This is a genomic window from Quatrionicoccus australiensis (assembly GCF_020510525.1).
Taxonomy (GTDB): Bacteria; Pseudomonadota; Gammaproteobacteria; order Burkholderiales; family Rhodocyclaceae; genus Azonexus; species Azonexus australiensis_B.
The window spans coordinates 1,931,096-1,947,235 of the sequence record NZ_CP075188.1 but is presented as its reverse complement, the minus strand read 5'-3'; the positions used below and the strand labels follow the sequence as shown (position 1 = coordinate 1,947,235).

Genomic DNA, 16,140 nt, shown 5'->3' with positions numbered 1-16,140 from the left:
GGTTTCTTAGTTATCAACGCGCAATACGGCGAGGAAGGCTTCTTGCGGGATTTCGACACTGCCGACCTGCTTCATGCGTTTCTTGCCGGCCTTTTGCTTTTCCAGCAGTTTCTTCTTGCGGCTGATGTCGCCGCCGTAACACTTGGCCAGCACGTCCTTGCGCATCGCCTTGACGTTTTCGCGCGAAATGATGTGCGAACCGATGGCCGCCTGAATCGCCACGTCGTACATCTGGCGGGGAATAAGTTCGCGCATCTTGCTTGCCAGCTCGCGACCGCGGTACTGGGCGTTGGAGCGGTGCACGATCAGCGACAGGGCATCGACCTTTTCGCTGTTGATCAGGATATCGAGCTTGACCACATCGGCCGGACGATACTCCTTGAAGTCGTAATCGAGCGAGGCGTAACCCTTGGAGCAGGACTTCAGCTTGTCGAAGAAATCCATGACCACTTCGGCCATCGGCATTTCATAGACCAGCTTCACCTGGCGGCCGTGGTAATGCATGTCGACCTGGTTGCCGCGCTTCTGGTTGCACAGCGTGATGACGTTGCCGAGGTAATCCTGCGGCACGAAAATCGTGGCCGTGATGATCGGCTCGCGCACTTCCTCGATCTTGCTGACATCGGGCAATTTGGCCGGGTTTTCGATCTGGATGACGCTGCCGTCGCGATTGACGACTTCATAAACCACGGTCGGCGCGGTCGTGATCAGATCCTGATCGAACTCGCGCTCCAGGCGTTCCTGCACGATTTCCATGTGCAGCAAGCCAAGGAAGCCGCAGCGGAAGCCGAAGCCAAGCGCCTGCGAAACTTCCGGCTCGTATTGCAGCGACGCATCGTTGAGCTTCAGCTTTTCCAGCGACTCGCGCAAGGAATCGTATTGATTGGACTCGACCGGATACAGACCGGCGAACACCTGCGGCTTGATTTCCTTGAAACCAGGCAACGGCGCCGCCGCCTTGCGATCCATGGTGGTGATCGTGTCACCAACCTTGGCCGCCTTCAGTTCCTTGATGCCGGAAATGACAAAACCCACCTCGCCGGCGCGCAATTCACTGCGCGACACCGACTTCGGGGAAAACACGCCAACCTGCTCGCACAACTGCTGCGCGCCGGTCGCCATGAAAAACAGCTTGTCCTTCGGACGCATCACGCCATCGACGACGCGCACCAGCATGACCACGCCCACGTAGTTGTCGAACCAGGAATCGATGATCAGGGCCTTGAGCGGCGCGCTTGCATCGCCCGTCGGTGCGGGAATGCGGGCAACCACGGCTTCGAGGATGTCCTCGACACCGAGACCGGTCTTGGCAGAAGCCAGCACCGCATCCGTCGCATCGATGCCGATCACGTCCTCGATTTCCTGACGTGCGTTATCCGGATCAGCCGACGGCAGATCGATCTTGTTGAGCACCGGCACGACCTCGACATCGAGATCCAGCGCGGTGTAGCAATTGGCCACGGTCTGCGCCTCGACGCCTTGCGAAGCGTCAACCACCAGCAGCGCACCTTCACAGGCCGACAGCGAACGCGAAACCTCGTAGGAGAAGTCCACGTGTCCCGGCGTATCGATCAGGTTCAGGTTATAGACCTTGCCATCGCGCGCCTTGTAGCTCAGCGAGGCAGTCTGCGCCTTGATGGTGATGCCGCGCTCGCGCTCGATATCCATCGAGTCGAGAACCTGGGCTTCCATTTCACGGTCGGAGAGGCCACCACAAAGATGGATGATGCGATCAGCCAGCGTCGACTTGCCATGGTCAATGTGGGCAATGATGGAGAAATTACGGATGTGATCCATTGATGCTAGTAAAAAAGGGCGCTTTTCCGGCGCCCTTCCCTGTTCAGAAGACCCTGTATTTTAGCGGATTCCAGCCAAATATTCACGAGTTTTGGGGACATCCAGGAAGTAATGACAAAGCTCGGTATCGGCATGCAGCAAAACCGGCACCAACTCATCATACCTGGCCTCAAGCAGCGGATCGGCATCGACATCAACCACCTTGAGAACAGCCCCGAACTCGGCCAACAGGGGAGCAAGCGCAACCTCCATGTCGTGACAGAGATGGCAATAGCTGCGACTGATCAGGGTTAGCTCAACAGGCATTCACAAGCCCTTGACGGTGACAAAGGTCTGAATCTCGCCGCGGCGGATCAGCAAGGTGACATTACTCCCCTTGTCGAACTGGGCAAGCAGCTTGTTGAACTGGTCGACCGACTTCAATTCGGTAGTCGCTCCTTTGCTGATCACGGCAACAATGACATCACCGGGACGCAACTCGGCCCGCCCACCCGAACCACGAACATCCTCGATCAGCAGGCCGGAATTCAGCTTGAGATCGCGCTTCTGCTCGGCGGACAACTCGGAGACCACCAGACCAAGGCGATTGGCAGCCGGCTCGGCCGGCTTGGCATTGCGCAACGGCCGCCCGTTCGCCTGCTTGTCATCAACAATCTCGCCGACCGTGACCGACACTTCGCGCAGCGCACCCTTGCGCCAGATTTGCACGACAGACCGGGTACCCGGTCGCGTCGCCGCCACCAGGCGCGGCAGGTCAGCCGAATTGCCGACATTCTTGCCATCAAACCTGAGAATGACATCACCGGGCTCCAGGCCCGACTTCTCGGCCGGCCCACCCTTTTCAACGGCATTGACCAGGGCACCAACCGGCTTGCTCAAGCCCAGCGAATCAGCCAGCTCCTTGCTGACCTCCTGGATGACCACACCCAGACGCCCGCGACTGACCTTGCCGGAAGCGCGCAACTGCTGCTGGACATCCATTGCCACATCAATCGGAATCGCGAACGAGACACCCATATAGCCGCCACTGCGGCTGTATATCTGGGAGTTGATACCGACCACCTCGCCACGCATGTTGAACAGCGGACCACCCGAATTGCCGGGATTGATCGCAACATCGGTCTGGATGAAAGGCACATAGTTTTCCTGGGGCAAGGAGCGCCCCTTGGCTGAAACAATGCCCGCCGTCACGGAATTGTCAAAACCGAACGGCGAACCGATGGCCACCACCCATTCTCCGACCTTCAATTGCGCCGGATCGGCGAGCTTCACAACCGGCAGATTGGCGGCCTCGATCTTGATCAACGCCACATCGGTCCGCTTGTCGGCCCCGACAACCTTTGCCTTGAATTCACGCTTGTCGGTCAGGCGCACCGTCACTTCGTCAGCACCATCAATCACATGAGCATTGGTCAGGACATAGCCATCCGGGCTGATCAGGAAGCCGGAACCCAGCGACTTGTTCTCGAACTCGCGCGGCGTACCACCTCCGGGATGCCGGGGAATGAAGCGTTTGAAAAACTCGAAAGCCGGATCATTCTCGTCGAACGGGAAAGGCGCCGCCGCAGCGCTGCGCTGCACCTGCGTCGTGCTGATATTGACCACGGCCGGCCCCTGCCTTTCAGCCAGCTCGGTAAAATCCGGCAAGCCGCGGGCCTGGGCAAAAGCAGTGGTGCATGCAAAGCAAAGAGAGAAAACAGCCAGCCAGCGTTTCATGGGCGCTTGCCTCCTGATCGACTAGGAACGGGAAATGATATGCGGACGCCCGGCAGGATCGGCATTGATTTCACGCGAGCGGAAGCGAACATAGACGAGCGACACCAGCATGCCAAGCGCAGCCCCCGCCATGGCACCAGTATCGCCGGCCAGTTGCATGCCAAACACAGCACCGGCAATGATCGCCAACAAGGGAATACCGTAAGCCAGATTTGCCGTACGCCTGACGCTGCCTGCCGCAACAGCAATGGTCACGCTATCGCCGATTGCTGCTCCCAGCGAATTTTCGGCACGATAGGTTTTCGGCGAACTGCAAAACATCTGCGTCAGATGCTGCCCGCCACAACCACCTTCTTCGTGGCAGCGCCCACAACCGCCCTGGGCGACTTCGACAATGGCATCTGCTCCATCCAGCGCACGCACAATCGCGCGTATGGTTGCCGGTTCTTCAAGCATGCTCACCACCGCCGATCCGGCGCAATATCGAGCAAGGGACGCAATTTTCCGGCAACCGCTTCGCGCGCCCGGAAAATGCGGGAGCGCACCGTACCGATCGGACAATCCATGATGCCGGCGATTTCCTCGTAGGACATGCCCTCGATTTCACGCAGCATGATGGCCGTACGCAATTCCTCGGGCAGCGCATCCATCGCCGCATTCACCGTTTGCCCGATCTGTTTCGACAGCAACAGGCTTTCCGGCGTATTGATATCGCGCAGCTGGCTGGCATCCTCGAAGTTTTCGGCCTCTTCGGAGTCGAACTCGGTCGAGGTTGGCGCCCGCCGACCCTGTGAAACCAGGTAGTTCTTGGCAGTATTGATGCCGATCCGGTACAGCCAGGTGTAAAAGGCACTGTCACCCCGGAAGGAAGGCAAGGCACGGTAGGCCTTGATGAAAGCCTCCTGGGAAACATCTTCCACTTCAGCCTGGTCGCGAATGAAGCGCGACAGCAAACGTCCCAGCTTGCGCTGGTATTTGCTCACCAACTGGTCGAAGGCGCGCTGATCTCCGCCTTGCGCCCGCTCGACCAGGATTTGGTCGACTTCGCGCTCACTCATGGATTGTGGGTTCCCTGGGGATATTCATTGGTCTGTTTGTGGGGCGCAGTATAACGCAGCCCATTTCGGGCAGAGGATAGGTAATTATCCTTAATTGTGACACTCTGTAACGGGATGAATCGTTTTTCACATGCTATATTTCGAGCAAAACAATTACCCTTCAAGAGAACAGCCGTGCAGAATTTTGATGTCCTGATTATTGGCAGCGGTCTGGCCGGCCAATCCGCCGCCCTTCGCCTGGCCAAGCATTGCCGGGTTGGACTGATCAGCAAACGCAACCTCGAGGACTCGGCATCCGGCTGGGCACAGGGCGGCATCGCTGCTGTTCTTGACAGCAAGGACTCGATTGAAGCCCACATCCAGGACACGCTGATTGCCGGCGCCTGGCTCAACGATGAGCCTGCCACCCGTTTTGTCGTTGAAAACGGCCGCCACGCCATCGAATGGCTGATCGAACAAGGCGTTCCCTTCACCAAGGACGAAGCCGGTTATCACCTGACCCGCGAAGGCGGTCACAGCGCCCGTCGCGTCATCCACGTCGCCGATGCCACCGGCCTCGCGGTGCAGGACACACTAACCAGAAAAGTCCGCACCACCCCGAACATCACCGTCCTCGAGAACCATATCGCGATCGACCTGATTACCGGCGACAAGCTGGGCACCGGAGAAAACCGCTGCTTCGGCGCCTACGTCCTGAACAGTCGCAGCGGCGAGGTCATTACCGTCAGCGCGCCAAACACGCTGATCGCCACCGGCGGCGCCGGCAAGGTCTATCTCTACACGACCAATCCCGACACCTCGACCGGCGACGGCATCGCCATGGCCTACCGTGCCGGCTGCCGCGTTTCGAACATGGAATTCATCCAGTTCCACCCGACCTGCCTGTATCACCCGCAGGCCAAGTCCTTCCTGATTTCCGAAGCAGTACGCGGCGAAGGTGGCCTGCTCCGCCTGCCCGACGGCACGCGCTTCATGCTCGAGCACGACGAACGGGCCGAACTCGCTCCGCGCGACATCGTCGCCCGCGCCATCGACTTCGAAATGAAAAAACGCGGCATCGACTGCGTCTATCTCGACATTTCGCACAAGGGCGAAGCCTTCCTGCTCGAGCATTTCCCGAACATCCATGCGCGCTGCCTCGAACTCGGCATCGACATCGCGCGCGATCCGATTCCGGTCGTTCCGGCCGCCCACTACACCTGCGGCGGTATCGTCAGCGACCCCAAGGGCCGCACCGATGTCGCCGGCCTTTACGTTGCCGGCGAAGCCTCATGCACCGGCCTGCACGGCGCCAACCGCCTGGCCTCGAACTCGCTGCTCGAATGCCTGATTTTTTCCGAGGCAGCGGTCAACGACATCCTGGCCGGCAAAACCGGCAAGCAGCCGACGCTGCCGCCCTGGGACGAAAGCCGCGTCACCGACGCCGACGAGGAAGTCGTCATTTCGCACAACTGGGATGAACTGCGCCGCTTCATGTGGGACTACGTCGGCATCGTCCGCACCACCAAGCGCCTGAAACGCGCCAGGCACCGGATCGGCCTGCTGATGCGGGAAATCGACGAGTTCTATGCCAACTTCCGGGTCAGCCACGACCTGATCGAGCTGCGCAACCTGGTGTTCACGGCCGACCTGATCGTCCGCTGCGCCATGCAGCGCAAGGAAAGCCGCGGCCTGCACTACTCCCGCGACTATCCGGAAATGCTGCCCAAGGCAAAGAACACCGTGCTCAAGCGGCGTCGTCCGCGCCGCTGAAATCGGCCCGCCAGCGCAGGAACACCCTGAGCTGGCGGAAATCCTCCCTTTTCAGGCTGTCGACCGTCAAGCACAGGGTGCAGACGCGTCCGGCCGCACTCCGCAGGCGGACTACGGTCAACCAGGGATGCACCGTTGCTCCAGGCAGGAGTTGCGCAGCCGCGAACTCGCCATCGCCGGTCGGCAGGGAAATCACCCCGCTCGCCTCAAGACGGATGGCCGGACAACGCGGTTGCCGATACCGCCACAGCCAGGCCAAAAGCACCGCCAGTAGCAGGGAAATTGCCGCAAAAACAGCGGTCGACCGCTGAAAAAGGAATAAAACCAGGACGGTCAGCAAGACCAGAAAGACAAAAGCGCCGACCAGAAAACGCGAACGGTGCAGTCCGATGGTGATCGGAAACTGCACCGCTCTATCCCAAACGCTAAATCAGATGCGCTTGAAAACCAGCGAACCATTGGTTCCACCGAAGCCGAAGTTGTTCTTCAGCGCGACATCAATCTGCATCGGGCGTGCCGCGTTGGCACAGTAATCCAGGTCACACTCCGGATCCTGATTGAAGATGTTGATGGTCGGCGGCGAAATCTGGTTGTGGATGGCGAGCACCGTAAACAGCGACTCGATACCACCCGCACCGCCCAGCAAGTGACCGGTCATCGACTTCGTCGAATTGACCACCAGCTTGTAGGCAGCTTCACCAAAGGCCTGCTTGACCGCTTCGGTTTCGTTCTTGTCGCCGAGCGGCGTAGACGTGCCGTGCGCATTCAGATACTGGACATCGCCCGGGGCGACGCCGGCATTCTTCAGCGCATTGAGCATAGAACGACGCGGACCGTCGGTATTCGGCGCGGTGATGTGATAAGCATCGCCACTCATGCCATAACCAGCCAGTTCGGCGTAGATCTTGGCACCACGGGCCTTGGCATGCTCGTACTCTTCGAGAACCATGACACCGGCGCCCTCGCCCAGCACGAAACCATCACGATCCTTGTCCCACGGACGACTGGCCGTGGTCGGGTCGTCATTGCGGGTAGACAGCGCGCGGGCCGCACAGAAACCGCCCATGCCCAGCGGCGAAACGGTCGATTCGGCACCACCGGCAACCATCACGTCGGCATCCCCGTATTCGATGATGCGCGCAGCATCGCCGATCGAGTGCGTACCCGTCGTGCAGGCGGAAACCAGGGCGATATTCGGGCCCTTGAAACCAAACTGGATCGACAGGTTGCCGGAAATCATGTTGATGATCGAACCGGGAACGAAGAACGGCGAAACCTTGCGAATGCCGCCAGCGGCGTATTCGACCTGGGTTGCCTCGATCAGCGGCAAACCGCCGATACCGGAACCGATGGCGACACCGACACGCTCGAGGTCGACCACATTTTCCTTGTCCAGACCGGCGTCACGCACGGCCTGAATGCCGGCAGCCAGGCCGAAATGGATGAAATCATCCATGCGCCGGGCGTCTTTGGCTGAAATATAGCTGGTGATGTCAAAGTTCTTTACTTCGCCGGCAATCTGGACCGGGAAGGTAGACGTATCGAACTTGGTGACGTGGGCGATGCCGGAGCGGCCAGCCAGAATATTCTGCCAGGCTTCTTCGACGGTATTTCCGACCGGGCTAACGATGCCCAGACCGGTGATTACGACTCTGCGACGTGCCAAGGTGCACTCCGAAAGCAAAAGTAGCAAGGCCGGCCATGGGGCCGGCCTTGCCTGGGTCAACGAGAATTGAATTACTTCTTGTTGGCGAGGATGAAATCGACAGCCTGTTGAACCGTCGTGATCTTTTCAGCTTGGTCGTCCGGGATTTCGGTCTCGAATTCCTCTTCCAGAGCCATGACCAGCTCAACGGTATCCAGGGAATCAGCGCCCAAATCGTCCACAAAGGAGGACTCGTTCTTGATGTCCGCTTCGTTCACGCCCAGTTGTTCGGCGACGATCTTCTTGACGCGCTCTACGATGTTATCCATTAGAAAAACTCCTTCCCCTCAGGGGTACGAAAAAAAACAGGTGAATTTTACCAAAAGCCGGAGCTTCGGGAAATCAATCCATGAACATGCCGCCATTCACATGCACGGTTGTGCCGGTGACATAAGCCGCAGTCGGGGATACGAGAAAACCGACAGCACCGGCAATATCTTCCGGTGTTCCGGCACGGCCAAGCGGAATGGAAGCAAGCATGGCTTGTTTCTGCTCCTCGGTCAGCGCGTGCGTCATGTCAGTGGCGATAAAGCCCGGTGCAACACAGTTGACCGTAATGTTGCGGCTACCCAGTTCGCGGGCCAGCGAGCGAGTCATCCCCGCCACGCCAGCCTTGGCAGCACAGTAGTTGGCCTGACCGGCATTGCCGGAATAACCAACCACCGAAGTAATATTGACGATACGGCCGAAACGCGCCTTCATCATGCCGCGCATGACAGCGCGCGACAGGCGGAACACCGCTTTCAGATTGGTATCGATCACGGCATCCCACTCGTCGTCACCCATGCGCATGGCGAGGTTGTCGCGGGTAATGCCGGCGTTATTCACAAGGACCGTAATGGCACCAAACTCCTTGGCCACATCGGCAAGCACCGTATCGGTCTGGGCGACGTTGCAGACATCCAGTGCCACGCCCTTGCCCTTGATGCCGGCCTCGGCGAGATAGGCGGAAATCTTGCCCGCACCGTCTTCGCTGGTTGCCGTACCGATGACCGTTGCGCCCAACTTACCCAGTTCAAGGGCAATCGCACGACCAATGCCGCGCGTCGCACCGGAAACCAGAGCAATCTTGTCGTTCAGCATGACTTACTCCAGACCGAGATTGGCTTCGATGGCGGCGGCATCGGCCAGCGCCACACCGACAACACCATCAGCACAGCGCTTGGTCAGACCGGCCAGAACCTTGCCAGGACCACACTCAGCAACAGTCGTCACACCCAGTGCCGCCATCGCCTGAATGGTCTCGACCCAGCGCACCGGATTGTAGGCCTGACGAATCAGGGCATCCTTGATGCGAGCCGGATCGTTCTCGATCGCGACATCGACATTGTTGATGACCGGAATCTGCGGCACATTCAAAGCCAGCTCGGCGAGACGCGCCGCCAACTTGTCTGCTGCCGGACGAATCAGGGAAGAGTGGAACGGCGCCGAAACCGGCAGCGCCTTGGCCATCTTGGCACCGCGCGCCTTGCAGGCTTCCATGGCACGCTCGACGGCGGCCTTGTGGCCAGCGATCACCGTCTGACCATTGGCGTTGAAGTTGACCGGCTCGACCACCTCACCCTGCGCCGCTTCGGCACAGGCCGCGGCAATGCCGGCATTATCCAGACCAAGCACGGCAGCCATCGCACCGGTACCGACCGGCACGGCTTCCTGCATGGCGGCAGCGCGCAAACGAACCAGCGGCACGGCATCCTTGAATTCGATAACACCGGCAGCGACCAGAGCGGAATACTCGCCAAGACTGTGTCCGGCCAGCACAACCGGCTTGCGCCCGCCCTTTTCCAGCCACAGACGCCAGGCTGCGACGCCAGCGGTCAACATCACCGGCTGCGTGTTTACCGTCTGGGTCAGCACTTCAGCCGGCCCTTCAGCAACCATCGCCCACAGGTCATCCCCAAGGGCAGCCGAAGCCTCATCGAAAGTCGCACGCACCACGGCGACATCGCCGTAGGCTGCCATCATGCCAACGCTCTGCGAGCCCTGGCCAGGAAATACGAAAGCAAAAGACATTCTGCGGTCTCCTTTATCAGAATTCGAGCAGGGCTGCGCCCCAGGTAAAGCCGCCGCCCACACCCTCGAGCAGGACTTTCTGGCCGCGCTTGATGCGGCCATCACGCACTGCCTCGTCGAGCGCCAAGGGCACCGAAGCGGCAGAAGTATTACCGTGACGATCCACCGTGACAATGACTTTCTCGCGGTCAACACCCAGCTTTTTGCCGGTTGCCTCGATGATGCGGATATTTGCCTGATGCGGGATCAGCCAGTCGACATCAGCCGTCTGTATGCCCGCATCGCGACAAACCTCCTCGGCAATCTCGGCAAGCACACGCACCGCGAACTTGAAAACAGCCTGACCATCCATGCGCAGGAAAGGATCACCGGTCACCTGACCGCCGCAGATCTGACCGGGTACGTTCAGGATGCCGCTCTGACTGCCGTCGGCATGCATCGCCGTCGCCAGGATGCCCGGCTTTTCGGAAGCTTCGAGCACAACCGCCCCGGCTCCGTCGCCGAACAGCACACAGGTGCCACGGTCCTGCCAGTCGAGAATGCGCGAGAAGACTTCGGCGCCGATCACCAGGGCTTTTTTGTGGCTGCCGGAGCGAATGAACTTTTCGGCAATCCCGAGCGCATAGGTGAAACCGGCACAGACCGCCTGGACATCGAATGCCGTGGCACCCTTGTTGCCCAGCCGCCCCTGAATCAAACAGGCCGTGCTCGGAAAGATGAAATCGGGCGTCGAGGTAGCAACAATGATCAGATCGAGATCGCTCGCAGCAACACCAGCCATCTCAAGTGCACGCTGCGCCGCAACCAGGCCAAGCTCACTGGAAGTGGTACCCGGTTCGGCAAGATAGCGACTGCGAATGCCTGTGCGCGTGACAATCCACTCATCATTGGTATCGATGCCGCGCGCCGCCAGATCATTGTTGCTAACGGGATTACCGGGCAGGCAGCTACCGGTACCGATCAGACGTGCAAACATTCAGACAGTCTCCCCGGCGCCTGCAGGCACCGTTGTAGTCATTTCGGCAATACGACCAGCGATGCGCTCAACCACCTGATTTTTGGCAGCCTCGTAAGCCCGGCTTATGGCATTGCCAAAAGCCAGCTCATCAGCCGAACCGTGACTCTTGACCGAAATACCCTTCAAGCCAAGCAGGATCGCACCGTTGTACCGGCGATGATCGAAACGCCGCTTGAAGTTATTGAGGACAGAGATCGCAATCAGGGCAGCCAGCTTGGTCAGCCAGTTACGCTTGAACTCGCTGCGCAACGACGAACCCAGCATCTGGGCCAGACCTTCCGAGGTTTTCAGGGCAACATTGCCGACAAAGCCGTCACAGACAACCACGTCCGCATCGCCCTTGTAGATACCATCTCCCTCAACGTTGCCGATGAAGTTAAGCCCCGAATTTCGCAGCAACTCGGCCGCCGCCTTGACGACCTCGTTACCCTTGATCTCTTCTTCACCAATGTTGAGCAGGCCAACGGTCGGGCGATCCTTGTGCTCCATGGCTGAAACCAGCATGGCACCCATGATGCCGAATTGCAGCAAATGCTCGGGGCCACAATCGACGTTGGCTCCCAGATCGAGCATATGGGTATGCCCGTTGACGGTAGGCAACGGCGCACAAATGGCCGGACGATCAATACCCGGCAACATTTTCAGGACAAATCTGGAGATCGCCATCAGCGCGCCGGTATTGCCGGCCGAGACGCAAGCATCCGCCTCGCCAGCCTTGACGAGATTGATGGCGACACGCATGGACGAATCTTTTTTGTTGCGCAGAGCGAGCGCCGGCGACTCATCCATCCCCACCACTTCAGAGGCGTGAACGATGCGAAGACGCGGATTATCGACCTGGGTAGCAAGCATAGGGCGCAAGACACTCTCCTGACCCACCAGGATGAGCTGTGCCGCCGAATGCTCCACCAAAAAACGGAGTGCCGCCGGAACCGTCACTGACGGACCGTGGTCTCCCCCCATGCAATCAATGGCGATGCGGGCTGTCATGGCAAAAGAAAAGGCAGGCGGTCCGAGACGAACCGCCTGCCTTTCAATGAACGATTACTCGCCCTTGGCCTTCAGAACCTTCTTGCCACGGTAGAAACCGTTCGGGGAGATGTGGTGACGCAGATGCGTCTCACCGGTCGTCGGCTCGACAGCCAGCGGAGCAACGGTCAGGAAATCATGAGCGCGATGCATGCCACGCTTGGACGGGGATTTTTTGTTCTGTTGAACAGCCATGTTAATACTCCAAAAAAATCAGTTCGGCTTGCCTTTAAGCCCATCCAGAACGGCAAACGGATTGATCCGCTCACCAGAACCGGCTGCACCAGGCAAACCACATTTTTCGTGCCGCGGCGCGACCGGCAGGGCCAGGAGAATTTCATCCTCCACCAATTCGGCCACGCTCAGTTCGCCCGCCACCGGCAGGAAATCACGGGTGTCGTCTTCGAGTTCGTCTTGCGACATGTCGGCACCCTCGGGAAGCAACTCCAGAAGACAATCGACATCAAGCTCGAAAGGAACCGCCTCCAGACAACGCTGACACGCCAGCAGGAGCAACCCGCCAACTTCCAGCTGCAGGAAATACTTTCCATGCTCACCCTTGGAACCCTGAAGTCGAAAGCTTACGCTCCCGGATACTTCAGCCAGCAGATCATGCAGGCGTTCCAAGTCAGCGACAGCCAGCTCTCCTTCGAGAACACGCCCATCCTTGGCGAACACAAAAGCGTCAGGAATCCTTTTCAATCTTGAACCGTTGCGACTTAAACGCGAGATGATATTATTTTTGGCTTTCCAAGTCAAAACAAAGTGCCGCTTCAAGAAGTCGGCGCAACACCTTGTTGTAACGAAACTTTCATGACCCAACCAATTATTCTCGCTTCAACCTCGCCGTACCGACGCGAACTCCTCGCCCGCCTCGGCCTGCCCTTTGCCGTTGCCAACCCGCAAACCGACGAAACCCCCCTCCCCGACGAGTCGCCGGAAAGCCTTGCCCTGCGCCTCTCCGAAGCCAAGGCACGCGCCGTCGCCAGCGAGTATCCCGACGCCCTGATCATCGGCAGCGACCAGGTCGCAACGGTCGACGGCAAAATTTATGGCAAACCTGGCAACCATGAACGTGCCGTCGAACAACTGCGCACCCTCTCCGGCAAAACCGTCAATTTTTTCACCGGTCTCTGCCTCTACAACGCCCGCACCGGACTGGCAGAAGTACGCGGCGTTCCGACCCTGGTCGGCTTTCGCCACCTGAGCGACAGCGAAATCGAGAATTACCTGCGCCGCGAACCCGCCTACAACTGCGCCGGCTCGGCCAAATCTGAAGGACTGGGCATCGCGCTACTGAGCAGCATGCAGGGCGACGACCCGAACGCCCTGGTCGGCCTACCCCTGATCGCACTGTGCGACCTGTTGCGCAACCAGGGCGTCAGCGTTCTGTAATGACCGGCATCCTCTACCTGATCCCGGTTCCGCTCGGCCCGACCGCGCCGCAGGAATCGCTCCCGGCCAACGTCCTGACGGTGATTCACCCACTGACGCATTTCGTCGTCGAGCAGGCCAAGACCGCACGCGCCTTCCTGAAAGCCGCCGGCACGGCCAAACCGTTGCAGGAATTATTACTGGAAGAATTGAACGAGCACACCAAAGATGCCGCGCTCGACCGCCTGCTTGAACCGCTGCGCGCCGGCCACGACGTCGGGCTGCTTTCCGAAGCCGGCTGCCCCGCCGTCGCCGACCCGGGCGCCAACCTCGTTGCCCTGGCACAGAAGGAAAACATCCGGGTCGTACCACTGATCGGACCATCCTCTCTCCTGCTCGCCCTGATGGCCTCGGGACTGAACGGCCAGCGTTTCGCCTTTCAGGGCTATCTGCCGGCCAAGGAAGCCGATCGCAGCAAGACCCTGCGCGAACTCGAGGCCGAATCGCGCAAACGCATGCAGACGCAGCTGTTCATCGAAACACCTTATCGCAATCGCGCCATGTTCGATGCCATCTTGCAAGCCTGCCAGCCGGCAACCCGCCTGACCGTCGCCACCGACCTGACCCTGCCCGGCGAATCGGTCATTACCAAAACAATTGCCCAGTGGAAAAAACAAACGCCGCCCGAAATCGAGCGGCGTCCGACCGTCTTTCTGCTACTGGCCTGAGGCTTACCGCAGGCGCGCCCCGAGCGCGCTTTCGGAAACCCCCTTCCACAGGCCGTTGACCGCACCAGCCCCGAGACGCTTGGCAAAACGTTCGGCAATATTGTCCTTGACCGAATAATCAAGCACCTTCTCGGCCTGCACGACGTCGCGCGCCACCGAGTCGATGCTGCCAAAATCGTCGGCCAGACCCATCTGCACGCTTTGCACACCGGTCCACATCAGACCGGAGAACATTTCCGGCGTTTCCTTCAGGCGCTTGCCACGGCCCGCCTTGACGACATCGATGAACTGCTGATGAATGTCGTTAAGCAGCGTCTGGGCATGCACCTTGTGGCGCTCGACCTGCGGCGAGAACGGATCAAGGAAGCCCTTGTTTTCACCGGCCGTCAGCAGGCGGCGCTCGACGCCAACCTTGTCCATGACACCATTGAAGCCGAAGCCATCCATCAGCACGCCGATCGAGCCGACGATGCTGGCCTTGTTCACGTAAATCTTGTCAGCCGCCACAGCCACGAAATAACCGCCAGAGGCGCACATGTCCTCGACCACGGCATAGAGCGGCTTGTCCGGATACTTGCCGCGCAGGCGACGGATCTCGTCATTGATCATACCGGCCTGAACCGGACTGCCGCCCGGACTGTTGATACGCAACACAACGGCGACCGCATTCTTTTCCTCGAAGGCGGCATCAAGCGCAGCAATCAGGTTTTCAGCATTGGCTTCCCCCTTGGCCTCGATGACGCCATTCAGGGTAACCATTGCGGTATGGCGCTGCTCATGCTCGGAACCAGCCCCCCAATCGACCACCGCAAACAGGACGACCAGCAGATAGGCAAAACCGAGCGCCTTGAAGACAATACCCCAGCGCCGCTTTGCCTTTTGCTCTTCGAGCGAGGCAAAGGCCAGCTTTTCCAGGGTTTTCCGCTCCCAGGACAAATTCGTATCAGGAGATTGGGGGTTATCCATGACTGTTTTCCAGTTCTAAATAAATCTGCCCCTGGATTTCGCTTACTGGCAGGGGCTTGAGCCCTTTTCTGCCGCAACGTCCACCAAGGCACCTGCCCGTATCCGGAGCATAAAGCGCGCCATGAATCGAGCAGATCAAGTATAGCTTGGAATGATCAAAGAACTCGCCGGGCTGCCAGTCCAGCTGCGCCGGAACATGTGCACATTCGTTGAAATAGGCAAAAACCTGCCCGTGGTAACGAATGACAAAAGCGTTAGCCGGCTGACCGTAACGCTCGACCAGAAAACGAAACCCGCGGCCCGCCTCGACCACCTCGCTACCAGCACAAATCAGGCGTAGCGCAGCAGCCAATCGTCCAACTCCCGAACGCTATGCAGACAGGCCCGCGGCTTGTGCTCCAGCAAATGTTCGTGCGGATGCGCCCCGTACGTCACCGCCAGGCTATCAACCCCGGCATTGCTGGCCATCAGCAGATCGTGCGAGGTATCGCCGATCATCACGGTCGACGCGTTCGCCATGCCGAATTCCGCCGTCAACTCTTCCAGCATTTGCGGATGCGGCTTCGAATGACATTCATCGGCGCAACGCGAGGCCTGAAACAAGGGGCGCAAACCGGAATGATCGAGCGCCCGCTCCAGGCCGAGACGACTCTTGCCGGTCGCCACCGTCAGGATATGCCCAGCTGCCTGCAGGCGAGCCAACATTTCAGGAACCCCGGGAAACAGCACCAACTGGTTATCCGCCGACAAATAATGAAAACGGTAACGCTCAACCATTTCCTGGTAGCGCTCCGGCTGCAACTCCGGCACCGCATGCCGCAAGGCATCGGTCAGACCCAGCCCGATCACGTGCCGGGCCCGCTCGTCGCTCGGCTCGGGCAAGCCGAGATCACGACTCGATGCCTTGATGGCGTTGACGATGGCACCTGCCGAATCAAGCAGCGTGCCATCCCAGTCAAAAACGATCAGTTGATACTTCATGTT

20 protein-coding genes are annotated in these 16,140 nt (G+C 59.3%); 3 read left to right on the top strand and 17 right to left on the bottom strand.

The window, feature by feature from the left end; all coding sequences use genetic code 11:
• Positions 1-6: 6 nt before the first annotated feature.
• The 5 genes from lepA to rpoE are packed head-to-tail and all read right to left on the bottom strand — an operon-like array spanning position 7 to position 4,571.
• Positions 7-1,797, bottom strand: coding sequence for a translation elongation factor 4 (gene lepA / locus KI612_RS09270; protein WP_226443791.1), 1,791 nt, complete (start codon positions 1,795-1,797; stop codon positions 7-9).
• Between the two features lie 60 nt (positions 1,798-1,857).
• Positions 1,858-2,103 (bottom strand): glutaredoxin family protein, encoded by a 246-nt coding sequence (locus tag KI612_RS09265; protein WP_226443789.1) that lies wholly within the window; start codon positions 2,101-2,103, stop codon positions 1,858-1,860.
• A complete protein-coding gene (locus KI612_RS09260; RefSeq protein WP_226443787.1) occupies positions 2,104-3,513 on the bottom strand; it encodes a DegQ family serine endoprotease in 1,410 nt (469 codons plus the stop codon).
• Between the two features lie 21 nt (positions 3,514-3,534).
• Positions 3,535-3,969: a SoxR reducing system RseC family protein gene (locus tag KI612_RS09255; protein WP_226443785.1), complete on the bottom strand. Its 435-nt coding sequence runs from the start codon at positions 3,967-3,969 to the stop codon at positions 3,535-3,537.
• A gap of 2 nt (positions 3,970-3,971) precedes the next feature.
• Entirely contained in the window at positions 3,972-4,571 is a 600-nt protein-coding gene (rpoE, locus tag KI612_RS09250) for an RNA polymerase sigma factor RpoE (RefSeq protein ID WP_226443783.1), read from the bottom strand.
• A 114-nt stretch (positions 4,572-4,685) separates the two neighbouring features.
• On the opposite strand from rpoE, the gene nadB reads away from it, so the two are divergent.
• A complete protein-coding gene (nadB, locus tag KI612_RS09245) occupies positions 4,686-6,323 on the top strand; it encodes an L-aspartate oxidase (protein ID WP_226443781.1) in 1,638 nt (545 codons plus the stop codon).
• Here the strand turns inward: nadB and KI612_RS09240 are convergent.
• The 9 genes from KI612_RS09240 to KI612_RS09200 all read right to left on the bottom strand — a co-directional run bounded on the left by KI612_RS09240 (position 6,298) and on the right by KI612_RS09200 (position 12,865).
• A complete protein-coding gene (locus tag KI612_RS09240) occupies positions 6,298-6,732 on the bottom strand; it encodes a protein YgfX (RefSeq protein ID WP_226443770.1) in 435 nt (144 codons plus the stop codon). The genes nadB and KI612_RS09240 overlap by 26 nt on opposite strands.
• Before the next feature lie 21 nt (positions 6,733-6,753).
• Entirely contained in the window at positions 6,754-7,989 is a 1,236-nt protein-coding gene (gene fabF / locus KI612_RS09235; protein ID WP_226443769.1) for a beta-ketoacyl-ACP synthase II, read from the bottom strand.
• A gap of 71 nt (positions 7,990-8,060) precedes the next feature.
• Positions 8,061-8,297, bottom strand: a complete 237-nt coding sequence (gene acpP, locus KI612_RS09230; protein ID WP_203466564.1) for an acyl carrier protein — start codon at positions 8,295-8,297, stop codon at positions 8,061-8,063.
• A 73-nt stretch (positions 8,298-8,370) separates the two neighbouring features.
• Complete coding sequence (fabG, locus tag KI612_RS09225) at positions 8,371-9,111, bottom strand: 3-oxoacyl-ACP reductase FabG (protein ID WP_226443767.1); 741 nt, start codon at positions 9,109-9,111, stop codon at positions 8,371-8,373.
• A gap of 3 nt (positions 9,112-9,114) precedes the next feature.
• Positions 9,115-10,041: an ACP S-malonyltransferase gene (fabD, locus tag KI612_RS09220; protein ID WP_226443765.1), complete on the bottom strand. Its 927-nt coding sequence runs from the start codon at positions 10,039-10,041 to the stop codon at positions 9,115-9,117.
• A 16-nt stretch (positions 10,042-10,057) separates the two neighbouring features.
• Positions 10,058-11,017, bottom strand: coding sequence for a beta-ketoacyl-ACP synthase III (locus KI612_RS09215; RefSeq protein WP_226443763.1), 960 nt, complete (start codon positions 11,015-11,017; stop codon positions 10,058-10,060).
• Entirely contained in the window at positions 11,018-12,049 is a 1,032-nt protein-coding gene (gene plsX, locus KI612_RS09210; RefSeq protein WP_226443761.1) for a phosphate acyltransferase PlsX, read from the bottom strand.
• A 54-nt stretch (positions 12,050-12,103) separates the two neighbouring features.
• On the bottom strand, positions 12,104-12,283 hold the full coding sequence (gene rpmF / locus KI612_RS09205) for a 50S ribosomal protein L32 (RefSeq protein WP_226443759.1): 180 nt from the start codon (positions 12,281-12,283) through the stop codon (positions 12,104-12,106).
• Positions 12,284-12,301: 18 nt separating this feature from the next.
• On the bottom strand, positions 12,302-12,865 hold the full coding sequence (locus tag KI612_RS09200) for a YceD family protein (RefSeq protein ID WP_226443757.1): 564 nt from the start codon (positions 12,863-12,865) through the stop codon (positions 12,302-12,304).
• A 36-nt stretch (positions 12,866-12,901) separates the two neighbouring features.
• Here KI612_RS09200 and KI612_RS09195 point away from each other — a divergent pair, with 36 nt between their 5' ends.
• Both KI612_RS09195 and KI612_RS09190 read left to right on the top strand, forming a co-directional pair.
• Positions 12,902-13,483: a Maf family protein gene (locus KI612_RS09195; protein ID WP_226443755.1), complete on the top strand. Its 582-nt coding sequence runs from the start codon at positions 12,902-12,904 to the stop codon at positions 13,481-13,483.
• Positions 13,483-14,190 carry an SAM-dependent methyltransferase gene (locus KI612_RS09190; RefSeq protein WP_226443753.1) on the top strand — a complete coding sequence of 236 codons (708 nt, stop codon included), beginning with the start codon at positions 13,483-13,485 and terminating at the stop codon, positions 14,188-14,190. Before KI612_RS09195 ends, KI612_RS09190 begins: the two co-directional genes overlap by 1 nt.
• A gap of 3 nt (positions 14,191-14,193) precedes the next feature.
• On the opposite strand, the gene KI612_RS09185 is transcribed toward KI612_RS09190, so the two are convergent.
• The 3 genes from KI612_RS09185 to KI612_RS09175 are packed head-to-tail and all read right to left on the bottom strand — an operon-like array spanning position 14,194 to position 16,137.
• On the bottom strand, positions 14,194-15,156 hold the full coding sequence (locus tag KI612_RS09185) for a S49 family peptidase (RefSeq protein WP_226443751.1): 963 nt from the start codon (positions 15,154-15,156) through the stop codon (positions 14,194-14,196).
• Positions 15,149-15,508, bottom strand: coding sequence for a Rieske (2Fe-2S) protein (locus tag KI612_RS09180; RefSeq protein ID WP_226443749.1), 360 nt, complete (start codon positions 15,506-15,508; stop codon positions 15,149-15,151). The genes KI612_RS09185 and KI612_RS09180 overlap by 8 nt, the downstream gene beginning before the upstream one ends.
• Complete coding sequence (locus KI612_RS09175) at positions 15,487-16,137, bottom strand: HAD family hydrolase (protein WP_226443740.1); 651 nt, start codon at positions 16,135-16,137, stop codon at positions 15,487-15,489. The genes KI612_RS09180 and KI612_RS09175 overlap by 22 nt, the downstream gene beginning before the upstream one ends.
• Positions 16,138-16,140 lie beyond the last annotated feature (3 nt).